The sequence below is a fragment of the Hymenobacter sp. GOD-10R genome (assembly GCF_035609205.1).
Lineage (GTDB): Bacteria > Bacteroidota > Bacteroidia > Cytophagales > Hymenobacteraceae > Hymenobacter.
Genome location: NZ_CP141184.1, coordinates 6,656,482 through 6,674,922 on the forward strand (window position 1 = coordinate 6,656,482; position 18,441 = coordinate 6,674,922).

The following is an 18,441-nucleotide window of genomic DNA, read 5'->3' on the forward strand; positions in this document are numbered from 1 at the left end:
CAGTAGCGCACCAGCAGGCTCGACAGTAGCGAGACCAGCATTTTAGTTGTAAAATGCCCTCTCAAAAGAGCGTAAGCACAACAGTAAACTCCTATTCTGATGACCCGATTTCTGCTGATCCGCCACGCCACCACCGACGCCGTGGGCAAACGTCTGTCGGGCCGCACGCCGGGCGTGGCGCTGAATAACGAAGGCCAAGCGCAAGCCCAAAGGCTAGCCCAGCAGCTAACAAGCTTGCCCCTCGATGCCCTCTACAGCAGCCCCCTAGAGCGAGCCGTGCAAACGGCCGAGCCAATTGCCAAAGCCAAGGGCTTGGAAACCATCATCTGCGAAGCCGTGCTCGAAATGGACTTCGGCCAGTGGACGAATCGTACGTTCAAAGAGCTGGAAAGTGATTCGCAGTTTCAGCACTTCAACACCTTCCGCAGCAACACGCGCATCCCTGGCGGCGAGCTGATGCTGGAAGCGCAAGCCCGTATGGTCCGTGGCCTCGAAAAGCTAGGTGCCCAGCACCCAAACCAAACCGTAGCCGTGGTCAGCCACGCCGACCTGATCAAAGCGGCCGTGGCCTACTACGCCGGCATTCACCTGGATATGTTTCAGCGCCTGGAAATCAGTGCGGCTTCCGTGAGCATTGTAGAGGTATATGAGGAGACGGCACGGATACTTCTCATCAATCATACAGGCGAGATAAAACTTTGGTAATCAAAGACGTAAAATTTAACTATTCCCCGAATCCAACCTAGGCGGATGCTCTTCCGTTTCCTCTTACCACAGCAAGCTTTGTAGCTGACACACACCATCTACTGTTGAGCTAACAAGCTCAACAATTGTACTTTCCATAATACATCCTTAGCTTCATTGCTAAAGCAGGCCTTTTTCAAGACAAAAAAACCTGGCGTTTGTCCTACCGATAACCTATCCCTTAAGTAATACTTTTCCAGTTGAGCTTACGCCGCCGAGCGAGTCTCGCCGGCTTCTTACCCCGTCACTCCACTACACCTCGATTCATTCACATGCAGAATTCCATAGGTAAAGCAGAAGGCAAACTTGGTATCCTCACGCCTGGGCTGGGCGCGGTGGCTACTACGCTCATCGCGGGCGTGGCTGCCGTAAAGAAAAGCTTAGCCCAGCCAGTCGGTTCCCTGACGCAGATGGGCAACATTCGGCTAGGAAAGCGCACGGACGACCGGTACCCCAAAATCAAAGATTTCGTGCCGCTTGCTGATCTGCATGACATTGTGTTTGGTGGCTGGGACGTGTTCAACGACAATGTATTTGAAGCAGCGCTGAAAGCTAGGGTATTGGAGCCCATGCTGTTGCACGCCGTGCGGGATGAGTTGGAAGCCATTACGCCGATGAAAGCCGTCTTTGATCGGTCGTACATTCAGAACCTGGATGGCGAGCATGTGAAGCAGGCCGACACCAAAGCCGAACTGGCCAAGGCAGTGATGGACGACATCGAAAACTTCAAGGAAGCCAACGACTGCTCGCGCGTGGTTATCGTGTGGTGCGGCTCTACGGAGCGCTACCTGGAGCCGTCGGCGGTGCACGAAACCATCGAAAGCTTCGAGGAAGGCCTGCGCAACAACGACCCGGCCATTGCGCCTTCCATGATCTACGCTTACGCGGCTATCAAGCTAGGCGTGCCCTTCATGAACGGCGCCCCAAACCTGACCTGCGACATCCCGGCCCTGATCGAGCTAGCTCGCCAAACGGGTACGCCCATCGGCGGCAAGGACTTCAAAACGGGCCAGACGCTGATGAAAACCATCTTGGCGCCGGGCTTGCAAATCCGTTCCTTGGGCATCAAGGGCTGGTTCTCGTCGAATATTCTTGGCAACCGTGACGGTTACGTGCTCGACCACCCCGACAACTTCAAGACCAAGGAAGTCTCGAAGCTGAGCGTGCTGGAAGACATTCTGCAGCCTGATGTCAACCCCGAGCTGTACGGCGATATGTACCACAAGGTGCGCATCAACTACTACCCGCCAGCCGGCGACAACAAAGAGAGCTGGGACAACATCGACATCTTCGGCTGGCTCGGCTACTCGATGCAGATCAAAGTTAATTTCCTGTGCCGCGACTCCATCTTGGCCGCGCCGCTGGTGCTTGACCTAGCTTTGTTCAGCGACCTAGCCAAGCGCGCCGGCATGACGGGTGTGCAGGAATGGCTGTCGTTCTACTTCAAGTCGCCGCAGATAGCCGCCGACTCGCGCATCGAGCACGACATCTTCAAACAGCTTATCACGCTGCACAATACCCTGCGTCGCATGATGGGCGAAGACCTTATCACACCGCTGGACTTAGATGACTATGACCAAGATCTGGTAGCTGCGTTGTAAGCTCAACTGCGCATAACCGAAAAGGCCTAGGCTCCGCACGGAGCCTAGGCCTTTTGTTCTTTAGGGAATACACCCGATGTAGAGACACATACTTGTGTCTCGTCGTTGAACGGTTTCGTGCGAACGATTCGCTTTAGAACAACTTAGGTAAGCAACATCAGCAACGATTGAGACACAAGTATGTGTCTCTACAGGCGAATATCCTTTAGCCGCAGTTGCAGGGACTTTACGCCGCGGTACTCGTTCATGTCTACGGTGTAGCACATGCTGAACGGGAAACCTTTTGAAATAGGCTCGTAATAATCGGCTAGGCTGAAGCCGATGGCATCAACGGTGTGGCGACCGTCTTGCGTGACGACCAGCTTCAGGTGCGAATTGCCAACAATACGCACTGAGTCCGGCACCGCGTACACCGATCCGGATTCAAACACCGGGTTGGGGTTGCCAGGGCCGAAGGGCTCCATCTGGCAGAGCACCCGATAGAAGCTGTTCGTCACCTCGCTCAAGTGCAGCACCCCATCAATTTCAACGGGCGGAATCAGCTGCTCCGGCCGGATACGCCCTGCCACAATGCGTTCGAACCGCTCTTGAAAAGCAGGAACATTCTCCACTGGCATAGTCAGGCCAGCGGCGTACATGTGGCCGCCGTACTGATCGAGCAGGTCGGCGCACTCGCCGATAGCCTCGTGCACATCAAACCCGATAACGGAACGAGCCGAACCAGTGGCTTTGCCGTTGCTTTCGGTCAGGATGATGGTGGGCCGGTAATACTTATCGATGCAGCGCGAGGCCACAATGCCTACTACGCCTTTGTGCCAGTCCTGCTTGAAGAGTACCGTAGAGCTAGCATTGCGCAGCGCTAAGCTGTCTTCAATCATTTGCAGCGCCTCCTTGGTGATGCTCGTATCAAAGCCGCGCCGCTCGGTATTTGTCTTGTCGACTACGCCGGCTTTTTGAATGGCATCCTCTTTCGTGGCCGCTAGCAGCATTGCCACCGAGCGCTTCGCGTCGCCCATACGGCCCGCCGCGTTGATGCGGGGCGCAAAGCCGAATACAAGACTGCTGATGTTCAATGTGCCATTGTGCAGGCCAGCTAGCTCCCGCAAAGCATCTAGCCCGGGGCGCATAGGCCGGCTCTGATCGTTTAGCAGGCGTAAACCATGATACGCGAGGATGCGATTCTCACCGTGAATAGGCACAATATCGGCCGCGATACTCACCACCAGCAAGTCGAGCAGGTCATGCAGCGGCTCCTCATCGAAGCCTTGCTGTTGACTAAAAGCCTGCATGAGCTTGAAGCCAACGCCGCAACCGGAGAGGTTCTTATCCGGATAAGGGCAATCGGAGCGCTTGGGGTCCAACACGGCCACGGCAGCGGGTATTTCCTCGCCGGGCAAGTGGTGGTCGCAGATGATGAAGTCGACCCCTCGCTCATTGGCATACACCACTTTCTCCACGGCTTTCACGCCGCAGTCGAGGGCAATAATCAGCTGGAAGCCATGCTCGACGGCATACTCAATGCCCGCCTCCGAAACGCCGTAGCCTTCCTGGTACCGGTCGGGGATGTAGTAATCGATGCGCTCAGGCCCGAAGAAGGGGCACAGATACGCGTAAACGAGTGCCACTGAAGTGGTACCATCCACGTCGTAGTCGCCGAACACCAGCACTTTCTCTCCGCTGTGCAGGGCACGAACGAGTCGATCTACGGCCCGGTCCATGTCACGCATCAGCATGGGGTTGGGCAGCTCGTCTAAGCTAGGTCGAAAATAAGATTTAGCTTCCTCGAAGGAGCACACCGACCGCTGGCACAGCAAGGAAATAATCGCCTCGTTGATACGCAGCGTATCGGCTAGCTGCCGAACCTGCGTCGGGTCGGGCGCGGGCTTGCGTATCCATCGTTTTTCCATGCGGGGCGGGAACTTAATCAGGGCGTTATCTTCAAAAGTAAGAAGAAAACGGCATTAGGCCACTTCTAGTCTGTCGGCTACCTAGCAAAACCGTATTTTTGAACGCCGTTCCTCTCCCCTTTTTTCATGAAAAAGCTTCGCAAGTTTTACCAAGAGTATCAGGAGTACATCCTCTCCGACGGCTTGATGTACCTAGGTTTTTTCGCGTTCCTCGCCCTACTCTTCGTGTTCTTTGGCTAAAAATAAAGGTCATGCAGTTTTCACCACATGACCTTGAAGTAAGTGCCGTGGCACGTTCCTACTGGTTTACGGCGTCGCCGCGCAGCTTGCGGAAGCGCTTACGGGCTTCTGCGGTGTAGATGCTGCCGGGGTACTTCACCAGCACTTGGTTGTACACCTCCTTGGCTTTCTCCCGGTCTTGCAGGTTCTCCTCCAGAATGCTAGCGGAGAGGAAAAGCGCATCATCGCTAAGCACGTCGTATTTCGGATTGGCCGTGATACTCTGCAAGGTGTTGAGCGCCCCCTGATAATCACCCGTGCGGCGCTGCAACTGCGCCTTTAGATACCAGCCGTCATCCATAAGCGCGTGCCCAGGATACTTGCGTAACAGGTTGTCAATGCCCTGAACTGCTTGCGGAATCTTATTCTGGAAAACGAGCTGCTCTACCTTTGCGTAATCGTGCAAGGCAATGCCTGCGGTATCCATGGCCGTATTATCAGTGATGAACAGCGAGAGTTGCATGGCATCATTGGCGATTTCACGGCTCGTAGCGAGCTTCAAAATGTCAAGGTGACTCTGGGCTAACTTGAAGTCGCCGGCGAAGTAGCTGAGGCGTGCATTCCGTAATTTGGCCTCATAGCCCACCGGCGAGTCCTTGTGCGATTTCTCTACCTGCGAGTAAAGCAAGGTGGCCTCCCATGGTTCGTCGCGCAGCAGGTAGATATCGGCTAGGTTGATCTTGGCTTCGTCAACCACATCGGCATTCGCGCGGGGCATGTTGATGACCTCTTGCAGCAGCGTAATAGCCTTGTCTTGTTCGTCGAGCTGAAAGGCGTAGAGCGTTGCCATGTTGCGTAGCACCGGGGCTGTGTCGGGCGTCTTACCGAGTTCCGTCAGTACCTGCTGGTACTCCCCTATCAGGCTGCGGATCTTTGCGGGGTCTACGGGGTACGTATTGCGAACCTGTTCTTCCCGGGCTTGCACCAGCCGCTGCCGGGCAATGCCGTAGAAAGGACCTGTACGGTATTCCCGAATGACATATTCATACCCGGAAATAGCACTTTCGTAATCTTTGTTGCGCTGCGCAATGGAAGCTAGGTCCATCACGCGGCCGCCTTCGGCGCGGCTACGCCGGTCGAGGGCTTTGGCTTGCACCAAGGCACCAGTGAAGTCGTGCCGCTGCATCTGAAGCCATAGCAGCAGCTCACTGTACACCATTTGCTCGGGGTACTTCTGCACGTTGGCTAGCAGCTGCTTTTCCAGCGCATCAAAGTCCTTTTCCTCGTGCAGACTATTCTGGAGCATGTTGCGCACGAAAGGCAGCTGCTGGGCATCATCCTGCACGAGGCGTAGCGTTTCGGCCAGCAGCTTGTCGGTTTGCTGCGTCTGGGTGTAAAGCTGGATAAGCTGGGGGCCGTACTCCCGATCGTTTTTAGCCAGTACACGGCCCCGCAGGTAGGTTTTCTCGGTCCAGTCTAACTGGTTGCGCTTTGCGAACTCAGTAGCTACGGGCACTACCTGTTCGGCCGTAAGCTGACTCAGTACTCGCTCATATTGCTTGCTGGCAGCGCTTTTATCTCCTGACGCGTCGTACACGCCTCCCAGCGCCACGCCATAGCTAGGTTCCTGTGGGCGCTGGCGAATACCCTTTTTCACCAGCTTTTCGGCGTCTTTGTACTGGTGCAGCGCCTGGAGCGCACTCACATAATCGGGCAAGATGTTGGGAGCCGTTTGCTCGTCTGTGCGCAGGCGGCTAAAGAGAAAGGCTGCCTTTTCATTTTCTCCCTTCCGCACGTATTCTTTTGCCAGTGCTATGTTGCCGCCCCGCTCCTCTTCCTGGGCGTGCACGGGTGTTCCAACTAGTATAAAGCCCAGGGCCATGAGTCCACAGCACTGTTTAGCGGAAGAGAGTAATCGGATCATACGCATAGTAGAACTTAGAACGGAGAAGATAGCAAGTAGAACCCAGACACCAACAGCTTTGACTTCTTTAAGAGCATAGAACGTGGTGCTGGCGCACTAGTTAGGAACTCCTACTTACACGGCTACCTAGCTTCCTGTCTCGATAACCAAACGCAAAGGGTACGCCTGCAGTATCGTGAAGCTTACCAAGTAAACGCTAACTGCTAAGCGCTAAGTTCTACGCGTTACCTTCAACTAAAAACAGCCCAACAAAAAAGGGCCGCACCCTAAGGTACGGCCCTTTGCTTGTACAAGATGTGAGCGGCTTAGAAGAACTTCGTACGCTCGTCTTTGATCTCCGATTTGGCTTTCACCGCTTCGTAGATGGCACCGTCGAGACGGGCCGAACGCTGGGAGGCCAGCTGCTGACGAATGGTCTTCACATCGGCGGGAGCTGTAGGCTTGTTGACGCTTACCGTTTCAACGATCAGCACGCCTTGCTCTCCTTGGATTGGCACCGACTTCTGGCCGGGCTTCATTCCAAAGGCTTTTCCTACGGCAACTGGCTCACTGCCTAGGCCCGGAATGGTGCTGGAAGCTAGCACAACGTCGTTGGCTGTTTTTACCTGGGCATTAGAACCGTAGGCGGCAGCAATCTGCTCCAACGAGCCCGACTTGCCACTCAGCTTCGCGATGATCTGCTTGGCCTTCTCTTCGTTGCGAACCTGGGCAGCTAGCTCGGGCTTCAAGCTAGCTACGTCGGCCGTGCCTTTACTCCGCTCACCAGTCAACACAGCAATTACGTACTGGTCACCTAGGTCATCAAACACCGGCGACACGTCTCCGATTTTGGTGCTCTTGCCATCGGGGTTGAAGCCGTATGCCCAACGCACTACCGAGCGGGCGTTTTGCAGGTTGTTCACGTTGCGGGCACCACGGTCGAGGCCTTTGGCTTCCTGCTTCTGCAAGGTTTTGTCTTTCGCAACGGCCTTGCGGAACGACTCTAGGTCTTCGGCTTGGCCTTTCAGCTCTTGCGCTTTTTGGTAAGCGGCTTCGCGCGTAGCATCAGAAGGCACAATAACCTTCTGCAGGGCAGCCACCTGGTACGTCTGGTTGGTTTTAGGCGCCGTGATTTTGATGATGTGGTAGCCGAAAGAAGTTTCTACCGGAGCAGGCAATAGGCCCGTCTTGGTAGCACCAAATACAGCTTTTTCAAACTCAGGTACCATCCGGCCCTGGGTGAACCAACCTAGGTCGCCGCCGGTAGCCGTAGTGCCATCGGTGCCGTACTGACGAGCCATAGCGGCGAAGTCAGCGCCTGCTTTGATCTTATTTAGAATGTCCTGGGCTTTGGCTTTGGCAGCCGCTTTGGCCTCTGGCGTAGTGCCTTCTGGCTTGATCAGGATATGGCTGGCGCGGGCTGAAGGCTGCGTGCCGGCTTTCTCACCCGTCACTTTGAAGATAGAGTACACGCCGTTTTCAGCGTAAGGGCCATACACGGTACCTACTTGCAAGGGCAGCTGCTCACGAAGCTTTTCAGGCATGTCAGCTGGCGTGATGAACGCTCCATTGTAGGGCTGATCAGAATTGAGCTTCACGAACAACGAATCGTTCGGGGCGCTGCGGAACTGCTCTGCGAGCTGATTTACCGTGTTTTTAACAGCAGCACTGTCTTCTTTCGACGCTACTACCGGAATGCTCACGTACTCGATGTTGCGGCCTTCCTCTACTTTATAACGGCTCTTGTGCGCGTCGAGGTAAGCTTGCAACTGCTCGTTGCCCACTTTCACCGACGAGTCGGAGATGGAGAAGTACGGCACAAACAAGTAACGGATGTTGGCTTTGGCATTTTGGTCTTCGTTGAAACGCTTGGCTTCAGCCGTCGTCACGTACGTCGACATTTTGATTAGATTGTTGTACTTGTTGCCAAGACGCGTGGGCGTCAAGCCAGCCTCAAAGTTGTGCCACATGTCCTGAGCTTGGGGCGGCAGCTTGTCGAGGTTTTGTAGGTACTGAATCAGCTTCGCGCGGTCGAACTGACCCGTCTTAGGGTCGGTGAAGGCCTGGCGTACGCTAGGATCCATGTTTTTACCCTGTACCAGATCTACCACCTCCTCGTCCGAAACTTTCAGACCTAGGCGGTCGAACTCCTTCTGGAAGGCAATGCGGTAGATGGTTTGGTTCCAGGCCTGGTCGCGCAGGTAGCCCATCGTTTGCTCGTCGGGCTGGCGGCCTTGCTGGGCGATGAAGTTTTGCTTGGCTTGCTCCAGGGTATTCTCAAAGTCAGCGCGGTCCACTTTTTCACCGGCTATCTCGCCCACCGTCGTTTCGTTACGATTGAAGAGACGGTTGCGTCCGCCGATCAGGTCGCCACCCACCATAAAGAGTAGCAAGCCGATGACGATGGCGCCAACAGCCCAGCCCGATTTTTCGCGAATCGTGTTAATTAAAGCCATGTACTTGAAATAAAGCGCAGTATAGAAAAGTGAAAGAGTCGCAAAATAACCAGAATCCGACGGGGATTCAAAGGTGCTTGCGTGAAATGCTATTGTATGTGGATAAAGTTACTCGTTCCGGCAGATTTAGAAAGAGCTTTACCCCGCCTGAACACCACCAAGCAACGGTGTCGTTCAAAGAAGTAAAGCTCTTTCTATGACGGAGATGACTACATGACTACTATACTTGAACCTCTCCTCAACGCTTTTTACGCGCCGGTTTGGCTTTGCTTACGGGAGCAGCCGGAGTTGGCTTTTTAGGGGGAAGAGCTGCGGCTTCGCGGTCTTTGCGACCTAGGTACCAATAGATAAGATAGAAGCTGAAAGCAAACGTGAACAACCAATAATTGTCGCGCACGGCATTTGGGTCATCTTGCAGCACCGTCTGATACACACCAATCACCATCGCGACAACCGTCAGCGAAAAGAGAATGGTTCGTAGCAAGGCTCGATCGAAGCGCATGGTTGTTACTATTTCTGTTTTTCAGCAGGCACTTGCGCGGTGAATGCGCCAGTAGGCCTACTGAAGCGGTACCTGCTCGTGGCCATGTTGTAAGTGAGGCCGTAACCCGTTAGCGAGTCGGTAGGGGTAATAACTTTGGCGAACGTAGCCGAGTCAGTGTAGATAATGTTCTTGAGCTTGTCGTAGAACATTTCCTCCGTGTACATCTTCTGTTGCTGCTCCTCATTGCTCACCCGCACGTCGCCGCGCACGGTGTAGAGGTTCTTCCCTTTTTCGTACTTGCCGTACTTACCCTGCAGGGTGTTCACGACTTTTTTCCCGTCTTTGCTGTAAAACAAGACGTTCATTCCCTTCGGGTAGATCTGGTCGCCGCTCTCAAAGGTTAGCTCCAGAGGCGCTTTCAATCGAATTTGTAGCTTAGCCGAATCACTAATCAGGGTCAGTACATTGCTCGTTTCGACGGTTGGCCCCGTGTACGTGATTTTCTTCGCAGGGCCCTCCTCCTTCTTCTTACAGCTAGCTACACCTAGCAGGCCTAGCAGCAAAAGACCACACGTAAGCAAATTTCTATTGCGGACCATAGCTAGGTTATGTTATTCGATGCGCCGCTTCAGGAACCAGCGGTTGTTCAGCGACACCCCGAGCTGCGCCCTGATGTAGTTTTCCTTGATGTTGCCGCTTGGGTTCTCAATGCTCTTCGCCGTGTTGCCGCGTTGGCCGTAGGTGAAAGCTAGGTTGATGGTCGTGGCATCAAGCACCGTGGCCGTAGGCAGTGGGAACGAGAAGCCCCAGCTTACAGCCCGATCGTACATCACCTGCCCATCGGGCCGGTACGGCATCTGCGCAATGCTCACCCCCGCCCGATAGCTTACTCGCTTGAAGTAGTTATCAACGGAAGAAGGATCCGGAGCAATTTCGCCGCCGATACCTGCCCGCCATGTGTCGCTCAGAGCTATACCTGTCGTTGCGCCACCTTTCACCCCAAACGAGCGGAACTGCGACCATTGCTGGTGCGACGCATCTAAGTTAATGCTCCAGTTCTTGTTGTTATCGAAGCTAATGCCGGCTTGAGCTAGTGCTGGCACAACGGCTTCCCCCTGCTGATCAACTACCTGAGGGACTGTGCTGGTCACTACTGTTCCATCAATGCGCTCAATGGATGTATTTCGGAAGCCATTCAGGTGCGACTGAAAGGTGTAGACGCCGGCTAGGTTATAGTTAAGATTACTGTTGAGCTTATTCCGGTAGTGTGCACCTGCCCGATACGTGAAGTCGGAATAGTGCACATGTTCGATGGTGTTGATGGTCGTGGCGGCACTACTCAAGCTCACCCCTGATGAGAGGTCAATGCTTCCAAAAACGTAAGAAGCGGTACCACCCACCGTCAATCCCTTGGCCAGACGGAAAGCGTGCGACATGTGTGCTTCGGCTAGACCTCCAGTACCAATGTTCTGCTCCTTTGTTTGCCCGGTTGGGTCACCTGCTACACCTCCCGTTGAAGTGGAGTTGTAATCGACAGCGCTGTATGGCCGCAGCCCCGCTGACGCTGCCCACCACTTCGAAATAGGTACTGCAAAAGCTAGGTAGCCGAGCGTTGCACTTCCATCTCGTTGCGACTGAAGCCGGTTACGGACCGTTTGGAACTGTCCGTTGATGCCAACTTCGTACGTCGTTCGGCTAGTGTAGTAGATCAATGCCGGATTCAGATCGTTTACCTGGACTCCGTTGGGTGCTGCCAATCCTACGCCACCCATGCCGAGCTGACGAGTACCCCCTAGGTTTGGGTTCGAATCGCCTAGCCCCAAGCGCGAATAGGGAGAGTTACCGAGCCCTTGTCCTTGGCTACGTGGGGCGGCCACCAGGCCTAGTACCGTCAAACCGACTAAGCCGGCAATTTTATTCTTCCACATTATGCACCAAAATTCGGTGAAGCCCGATCAGCACGAGTTCGGGGATGACAAAGATACGGCCTTTCAGCCGGGGTTGAAAAAAGTTCGCGTCGCCACCTGTTAAGATGACACCTAGGTTTCCTTGCTGCCGCCGGTAGCTGTCGATCAGGCCGTTAACCTCGGCTACGGCTCCGTTGAGCACTCCGCTCCGAATAGCACTTTGCGTGTCATCACCGGTGAGTGGAACTGGGGCACCTAGGTCTGCTGGCATTTCCACCAACGGCAGACGCCCCGTAAACGTATGTAGGGCCTGGAAACGCAACCGCAAACCGGGTGCTATGCTACCTCCTCGGAACGTGTGCCCTCCTTCTACCCAGTCACACTTGATGGCGGTGCCAACGTCCAGAATAAGGGTATCTGCATTCGGCCGCAGCCAAGCAGCACCAACGGCCGCCGCTAGCCGGTCGGCCCCTAGGGTGTGCGGCGTCGCGTATGCGTTGTGAATAGGAAGAGGCGTTGTTGCCGGACTAAATTCTACTACTTGCCCTAGCACTGCTGGCTGTAGCGCAGCCGCCCACGTAGCAGTTGGCTCCACTACCGACGAGACGATGGCGTGAGCAGCTGCTATCCGCTCTGTCGCTGCTAGCAGCTGCTCACTCGTCTGTACTATCGCTGATTCCTGTAGTACGCCATTTTCAAAGCAGCCATATTTGATGGCGGTATTGCCAATATCAATGGTCAGGCTACGCATGAAGGGCGAGTACGAAAGCTAGGTTCTTCGGATAACAGCGCCAAGTTAGCTAGTCGCCAACGAAGCGCTGTTGTCCGGAGGAAAAGACACACATGGACCATGAAGAGCCGCGAGCGGCCCGCATGGTTGCGTCTCACATAAAATACTTTAACCGAATAACTTCTTTCTCGTTGAGGAAGCGCCACTTGCCCCGGGGCAAATCCTTCTTCGTCAATCCGGCATACTGCACCCGATCGAGCGCTACCACTTCATACCCCAAGTGTTCGAAGATGCGACGCACAATGCGGTTGCGACCAATGTGCAACTCAATGCCAACAAAGTGTGCATTGCCTGCTACAACGGCGACATCATCCACTTCAGCTTTGCCATCTTCCAGCTCTACGCCATCTGCAATCTGACGCAGGTGTTCTTCAGTCAGCGGTTTGCTGAGTTCTACCTGATAGATTTTCTTATTCTTGTGAGAAGGGTGGCTAAGCTTCTGCGCTACTTCGCCGTCGTTGGTGAATAGCAGCAACCCCGTTGTGTTGCGGTCTAGGCGACCGACAGGGAACAAGCGCTCCGTGGAAGCTCCGGCTACTAAGTCCATCACCGTTCTGCGGCCTTCGGGGTCGTCAGTAGTCGTGATGAAATCCTTGGGCTTGTTCAGCAACACGTACACGAGCTTTTCGCGCTTGAGGTTCGTTTTGCCGTACTGCACCGTATCGCTGGGCTGCACTTGGTAACCCATCTCCTTCACCACTTCGCCGTTCACCCGAATTTCGCCGGCGGCAATTAGTGCATCCGCTTCGCGGCGTGAACAGATACCTGCATTCGCGATGTAGCGGTTGAGACGCATGGTTTCGTTGCCGAAATCATCCTCGTTGCGCCGACGCTTGTTGCCACGGTTTTTATCCTCTTCGTAGTGACGTAGATTTTTGTAGTCTGGAGCTTGTCCAGCTACTTCACCACGCTTTGGCTTACCTGCTTGGTTAGAACCTGCATCGCGCCCAAAGCGCTTTTCGCCCGCACGTGCAGCTTCGCGTATTTCGCGGAAGGTACGTGGAGCATCCCCTCTGTCGTCGCGACGGCTATCTTCGCGCCGGTTGGCGACGTCACGACGGTCACTACCGAAGCCGCGGTTGCCTAGGCCCCGCTCACCGGTGCTGCGCTGACCAAAGCCACCCTCAGGACGTGCGCCGCGGTTATTGCTGTTACCAAAGTTTTCGGGTGCACCGCGGTAGTCAAAAGGACGGGCAGGCCGTATCTCCCGGTCTGGACCGGTACTTTCAGGACGCTTGAACTCCTCCGCGCGTGGGGCTGGGGCAGCGGGCTTGTTTTCGTGCGGGTTTGCTTTGTTGAACTTCCGGTTACGCTCCCCGGCAGTGCCACGTGGCACCGTTGGCTTACCTTCTTGTTGGTACGGCTGACCAGGCCACGTTGCCTTTGGCTCATAAGGGCGAGCTGGGCGCTCCTCACGGCGGTCAGAGAAGCGGTTGTTCGGACGCTCTGTACGGTTGTTATCCCGGCTACCGAATGAGTTCCGGCTTCCGTAGCCACCACGCTCCGTTGGGCGGCGTTCGTCGTTGCCTCGGCTGCTGCCACCACGGTCCTCAAACCGGTTTGGGAAGCCGCTGCCTGAGCTAGGCTTTCCCCCAGTGCGCCCGAAAGTAGGCCGTGAAGGATACTCACTGCCCCGGGAGCCTTCTCCGCCCCTCGCCCGGTCTTTTCCAGGCTTTTCGCCGGCTGGCTTATCGAAGAACTTACGGAATCCGTCGCCGCTTCTGCCAGGTGTATTGTTTGCGCGGCCCCGACGGCCGGCGTTCTCATCTGCGTTGTGTTTCTTGCCCATGTTTGCGAGCTTAGTGCCGTATCGCTACGGTACGAATAAAGAGAAATTTGGTAAGCTTTGATAATTCGAGGGCTAGCTAACACCTAGCCCCAGAAAACAGTGCCCGGACCAGCAGCAAACTTCCAGTAGAAGTTAACCGACAGTCCGGGCAGTGTAAAGGGGCGGAACGTCGTTAGTCGCGACGGGCCATTTTGGCTTCAATAGAATGTTGCGTATGCGGCACAGCACGCAAACGCTCTTTTGGAATTAGCTTGCCAGTGCCAATGCACACGCCATACGTACCGTTTTTGATACGGTGTTGGGCATTTTCAAGCTGCTGGATGAACTTCATCTGGCGTGAAGCTAGCTGATTCAAGCTTTCCTTCTCGGCCGTGTCAGCACCATCTTCCAACACCTTAGAGGAAGAAGCTGTGTTGTCAGTACCCGAGTCGTTCCGACGGCTCAGCGTTTCTTTGATGAATGCTAATTCCTTGCGGGCTGCCGTGAGCTTATCTTGGATGATCTCCTCGAATTCAGCCAGTTCTTCCCTGGAATAGCGCAGGTTCTCTTCACTCATGTTGGGTCAGGGAAATAAGTAGCGAACGATAATAAAACAGGTGTGTGTAAGCTTACCAAGCAATGATGAGCTTTAACATTCCTCTCAACAGTACTTAGTATTAATAAGTTTGTACTTACTGTGATAGCAAAAACCTATCCTAGCTTTTTTACCGACCAGTACAATTAGCTTATCGGGTGCAAAGCTACGGTTTTGTCTGCTATTGCACCAATAGGATCTGCTTATTACATAATAAGTTCATGTAAAGTACAGTTCTAGAAACCGAGCATGTGAATAGCTGCCACTGCCGCTTCTACGCCTTTGTTGCCATGCTTACCACCGGCACGGTCCCAAGCTTGCTCTAAGTTGTTCGTCGTGACCAAGCCAAAAATAACGGGCTTGTTGAACTTCAAGCTTACGTTCGTAATACCATTGGCCACGGCGTGACAGATGTAATCGTCGTGCTTGGTTTCGCCTTTGATTACTACCCCTAAGCAAACGACCGCATCTATCTCTTCGTGTTGCGCCAACAGTTGAGCACCGAAGGTTAGCTCGAAGCTGCCAGGCACCGTGTTGCGAAATATATTATCCGCTTGTGCGCCGTGCTTAAGCAACGTCTCGTAGGCGCCAGCACTTAGTACGTCCGTAATCTCACGGTTCCACTCCGCGACTACCAAGCCAAAACGCTTGTCCGTGATATCGATAAAATTGTCGGACGTATAATCGCTCAGGTTCTTAAGTGATGTGGCCATCTTCTAGTGTTGTTTTGTTCAAGGGGCAAAGATGCAGGCTTGCTTTTGATTGTTGAACTCAGCCCAGTTGTAGCAACCTGCTTATAAAAAGAAAGGACGGTACATGACCGTCCTTTCTCTTCTCAAAATTTGTGCGGTCTACTTACCGGCTAGCGCCTCCACACGTGCTTTTGCCTCGCGTGCATCGTTCACCTCAACTGCCGTTTGGTAGTCGTTGATGATCTTGTCGTATGCCTTAATTGCTCCGTCGTAATCTTTTGCTAGCTCCCGAGCAGTTGCTTCTTTCAGCAAATAGCTAGGCGAGAAGAACTCATTAGCGTTGGTGTTAGCGGCCTTCTCATATAAGTCAGCTGCTTCCTTGGTTTTGCCTAGCTCTAAGTTAGCATCACCGAGCAACGCGTAAGCACGGGCTTGTACTAGCAGATCATCCGAGCTGAAGTCTTCCAGGTAGTCGATGGCTGCTTGGAATTTACCTTCCTTCAGTGAAGCGACACCAGCGTAGAAGTTAGCTAGGTTGCCAGCTTTCGTACCGCCGTACTGCGAAGCAACAGACTCTAAGCCATCGTACTGACCATCGCCTTTCATAGCTTTTTGCAATGAATCGGCTTCCCAATAGTGCACCGCTTGGAACATTGCCGCTTGGCCTTTCTCGTCCTGGGAGGAACGCCACGTGTAATATCCAAATGCGCCCGCTACGGCCAATACCACCACGGCTAGCACGCCTAGCAGTATGGTCTTGTTCCGACGCAAGAAATCTTCTGAGTTGGCTAAGCGCTCAGCCAACGCATCTGGATCTTCCAACAAAGGGTGCTCCGGATTTACCTCACCAAACGGTTGGTTCGGATCAGCGGGCACCTGCGTGGTTTGCTGGCGTGCCGTTGGGCTATTGCGCGTATAGGGAATCTTCGACATTACGTAATTTCAAAAGGCGACCTAGCAGTCGTCGGATACATGTTATAAGTGCTAGTCGCGGATGTATGGGTAGTCCTGCTGCACGTACACGTCTTTGTACAGCTCTTCAGGGGCCGGATATGGCGACTTCTCTGCAAACTCTACCGAGGCATTAACTTGTTCCTTAATGCGGTCATCTATTGCAGATAATTCTTCTTCCGTAGCCATGTTGTTCGTCAGGATCGTGTGACGTACAGCTTCGATGGCGTCGCGGTGGCGATACTCTTCCACCTCTTCTTTGGTACGGTACTTTGCCGGGTCACTCATCGAGTGTCCTTTGTAGCGATAAGTCTTGAACTCCAAGAAGGTTGGGCCTTCGCCAGCACGAGCACGCTCAGCGGCTCTTGCTACGGCTTGGTGCACGTCTTCTACGTTCATGGCATTCACTGGCTCCGAAGGCATATCGTAGCTCAACCCTAGCTTGTAGAGTTCCGTCACGTTAGACGTGCGCTGTACCGAAGTACCCATTGCGTAGCCGTTGTTCTCTACCACGAAGATGACGGGCAATTTCCACAGCATAGCCATGTTGAAGGCTTCGTGCAGCGCGCCCTGGCGAACGGCACCGTCACCCATGTAGCAGATGCAGAGTTTGCCAGTTTCGTTGTACTTCTCAGCAAAAGCAATACCTGCACCTAGGGGCACCTGAGCACCTACGATACCGTGGCCACCCATGAAGCCCACTTCTTTATCGAAGATGTGCATAGAGCCACCCTTGCCTTTCGAGCAGCCAGTTGCTTTAGCAAACAACTCAGCCATGATGGCGTTCGGCGAGGTACCAAGGGCAAGAGGATGCGCGTGGTCGCGGTAAGCCGTTATAAACTTGTCTCCTTTTTGCAGTGCCGATACTGCGCCAGCGGCGCAAGCTTCCTGACCAATATAGAGGTGACAGAAACCTTTGATCTTTTGCTGACCGTATAGCTGACCAGCCTTCTCCTCAAACTTCCGCATGAGTTGCATTTGGTCATACCAAGCTAGGTATTGCTCCTTCGAGAACTCTGGGTTCTCAGTCGATTCAGCTTTTGGCGAACCTGTTGCGTCAGCAGCTTCTTCGTTAGAAGGCGGTAGCATAGGATCTGGCTGTTTTATCGTATCGGTAGCAGCTGTAGGGTTGTTAGCTCCTTCCTGGTTCGACGAATTGTCCGCCGAGTTGGAAGCATTTGAAGCAGCCTTTACTTTCGTTTCCGCCATTGTGCTCTTGGTTGTTCGCGTTTGGGATGCGAAAATACGTAAAAGGATTGCAATTCCGAACCTGAATGATTCTCGAAAGTCTACACCTTCTGTTCTTTAAGAATTACGACGAAGCCAACCTAGGCTTCTCGCCGCACATCAACTGCTTTGTTGGCGACAATGGCAGTGGCAAGACTAATTTGCTCGATGCCATCCATTACCTATCGCTTACTAGAAGTGCGTTCACTTCCACGGATACACAAAGCATCAAGCAAGGGGCAGAATTCTTTGTCGTGAAAGGCAAGTTCCACACCCCACCGGATACAAGCGAAACGATCCAGTGCAGCTTGCGTCTCGGACAGAAGAAAGTAGTGACGCACAACAAGCAGCCATATGACCGTATCACTGAGCATATTGGTCGTTACCCGGTAGTGCTTATTTCTCCCTATGATACCGACCTTATCCGGCAGGGCAGCGAAGATCGGCGCAAGTACTTCGACAGTATTATGTCGCAACTCGACTACACGTACTTAGAGTTGCTCATTAAATACTCTCACCTACTGCGCCAACGCAACTCACTTTTGAAGCTTGCCGCCGACCGCCAAGGATACGACCGAGACTATCTCTTAGTATTAGATGAGCAGCTAGCTCCGCTGGGTGAACAACTCGTGCAACAACGCCAGCAGTTTCTCACCGAGTTTGTACCCATTTTTCAACGGCATTACCAGCAGCTCGCCGACGATCAGGAACACGTTTCGCTAAACTATAAGAGCCAATTACCGGACGCTGATTTTGGTCAACTGCTACGTACCAACGAGCGGAAGGACCTAGCCTTGCAGCGCACCACCGTTGGGCCGCACAAAGACGACTATGTGTTTCTAATGGATGACTTGCTCGTGAAGAACTATGGCTCGCAAGGCCAGCAGAAGTCGTATGCCATTGCTTTGAAGCTAGCTCACTTTGAAATTATCGCCACGCGCAAGCAGCACAAACCGCTGCTGCTGCTCGATGACATCTTCGACCGTCTTGATGAGAAACGGATTACTCGTTTGATGCAGCTAGTGGCCAATCATACGTTCGGCCAAGTCTTTTTAACTGATACGCACCTAGAACGCACGGATAGAATTCTGGAAGGTGTCTCTGACCAGATTGCTCGGTTCAGAGTTGAAAATGGTAAGGCACACGTACTATAGCTGCAACCGTTCACTGTATCTTTGTGGCACCTCCCTCCCGCTC

Annotated in this window: 15 protein-coding genes; 3 read left to right on the forward strand and 12 right to left on the reverse strand. The window is 53.7% G+C overall.

Annotated elements, in window-relative coordinates:
- Nucleotides 1-99 precede the first annotated feature (99 nt).
- Both SD425_RS26215 and SD425_RS26220 read left to right on the forward strand, forming a co-directional pair.
- Nucleotides 100-705: a histidine phosphatase family protein gene (locus SD425_RS26215; protein WP_324673925.1), complete on the forward strand. Its 606-nt coding sequence runs from the start codon at nt 100-102 to the stop codon at nt 703-705.
- A gap of 311 nt (nt 706-1,016) precedes the next feature.
- On the forward strand, nt 1,017-2,345 hold the full coding sequence (locus SD425_RS26220) for an inositol-3-phosphate synthase (RefSeq protein WP_324673927.1): 1,329 nt from the start codon (nt 1,017-1,019) through the stop codon (nt 2,343-2,345).
- A gap of 188 nt (nt 2,346-2,533) precedes the next feature.
- On the opposite strand, the gene recJ is transcribed toward SD425_RS26220, so the two are convergent.
- The 12 genes from recJ to pdhA form a co-directional block, all read right to left on the reverse strand.
- On the reverse strand, nt 2,534-4,252 hold the full coding sequence (recJ, locus tag SD425_RS26225) for a single-stranded-DNA-specific exonuclease RecJ (RefSeq protein ID WP_324673929.1): 1,719 nt from the start codon (nt 4,250-4,252) through the stop codon (nt 2,534-2,536).
- Between the two features lie 298 nt (nt 4,253-4,550).
- Nucleotides 4,551-6,395, reverse strand: coding sequence for a tetratricopeptide repeat protein (locus SD425_RS26230; protein ID WP_324673931.1), 1,845 nt, complete (start codon nt 6,393-6,395; stop codon nt 4,551-4,553).
- A 305-nt stretch (nt 6,396-6,700) separates the two neighbouring features.
- Nucleotides 6,701-8,830, reverse strand: a complete 2,130-nt coding sequence (locus SD425_RS26235; RefSeq protein WP_324673933.1) for a peptidylprolyl isomerase — start codon at nt 8,828-8,830, stop codon at nt 6,701-6,703.
- Nucleotides 8,831-9,068: 238 nt separating this feature from the next.
- Nucleotides 9,069-9,332: a hypothetical protein gene (locus tag SD425_RS26240; RefSeq protein ID WP_324673935.1), complete on the reverse strand. Its 264-nt coding sequence runs from the start codon at nt 9,330-9,332 to the stop codon at nt 9,069-9,071.
- A gap of 8 nt (nt 9,333-9,340) precedes the next feature.
- On the reverse strand, nt 9,341-9,913 hold the full coding sequence (lptC, locus tag SD425_RS26245; protein WP_324673937.1) for an LPS export ABC transporter periplasmic protein LptC: 573 nt from the start codon (nt 9,911-9,913) through the stop codon (nt 9,341-9,343).
- Nucleotides 9,914-9,925: 12 nt separating this feature from the next.
- The gene (locus SD425_RS26250; RefSeq protein WP_324673939.1) at nt 9,926-11,242 is read right to left on the reverse strand and encodes a hypothetical protein; all 1,317 of its coding nucleotides are present in this window, start codon (nt 11,240-11,242) and stop codon (nt 9,926-9,928) included.
- Entirely contained in the window at nt 11,229-11,972 is a 744-nt protein-coding gene (locus tag SD425_RS26255) for a type III pantothenate kinase (RefSeq protein WP_324673941.1), read from the reverse strand. The genes SD425_RS26250 and SD425_RS26255 overlap by 14 nt, the downstream gene beginning before the upstream one ends.
- A 133-nt stretch (nt 11,973-12,105) precedes the next feature.
- Complete coding sequence (locus tag SD425_RS26260) at nt 12,106-13,800, reverse strand: pseudouridine synthase (RefSeq protein WP_324673943.1); 1,695 nt, start codon at nt 13,798-13,800, stop codon at nt 12,106-12,108.
- A 172-nt stretch (nt 13,801-13,972) separates the two neighbouring features.
- Nucleotides 13,973-14,356: a TraR/DksA family transcriptional regulator gene (locus SD425_RS26265; protein WP_086592517.1), complete on the reverse strand. Its 384-nt coding sequence runs from the start codon at nt 14,354-14,356 to the stop codon at nt 13,973-13,975.
- A 254-nt stretch (nt 14,357-14,610) separates the two neighbouring features.
- A complete protein-coding gene (ribH, locus tag SD425_RS26270; protein ID WP_324673947.1) occupies nt 14,611-15,087 on the reverse strand; it encodes a 6,7-dimethyl-8-ribityllumazine synthase in 477 nt (158 codons plus the stop codon).
- A gap of 138 nt (nt 15,088-15,225) precedes the next feature.
- The gene (locus tag SD425_RS26275) at nt 15,226-15,999 is read right to left on the reverse strand and encodes a tetratricopeptide repeat protein (RefSeq protein ID WP_324673949.1); all 774 of its coding nucleotides are present in this window, start codon (nt 15,997-15,999) and stop codon (nt 15,226-15,228) included.
- A 51-nt stretch (nt 16,000-16,050) separates the two neighbouring features.
- Nucleotides 16,051-17,106, reverse strand: coding sequence for a pyruvate dehydrogenase (acetyl-transferring) E1 component subunit alpha (pdhA, locus tag SD425_RS26280; protein ID WP_324673951.1), 1,056 nt, complete (start codon nt 17,104-17,106; stop codon nt 16,051-16,053).
- Nucleotides 17,107-17,291: 185 nt separating this feature from the next.
- On the opposite strand from pdhA, the gene recF reads away from it, so the two are divergent.
- Nucleotides 17,292-18,398, forward strand: coding sequence for a DNA replication/repair protein RecF (gene recF, locus SD425_RS26285; protein WP_324673953.1), 1,107 nt, complete (start codon nt 17,292-17,294; stop codon nt 18,396-18,398).
- Nucleotides 18,399-18,441 lie beyond the last annotated feature (43 nt).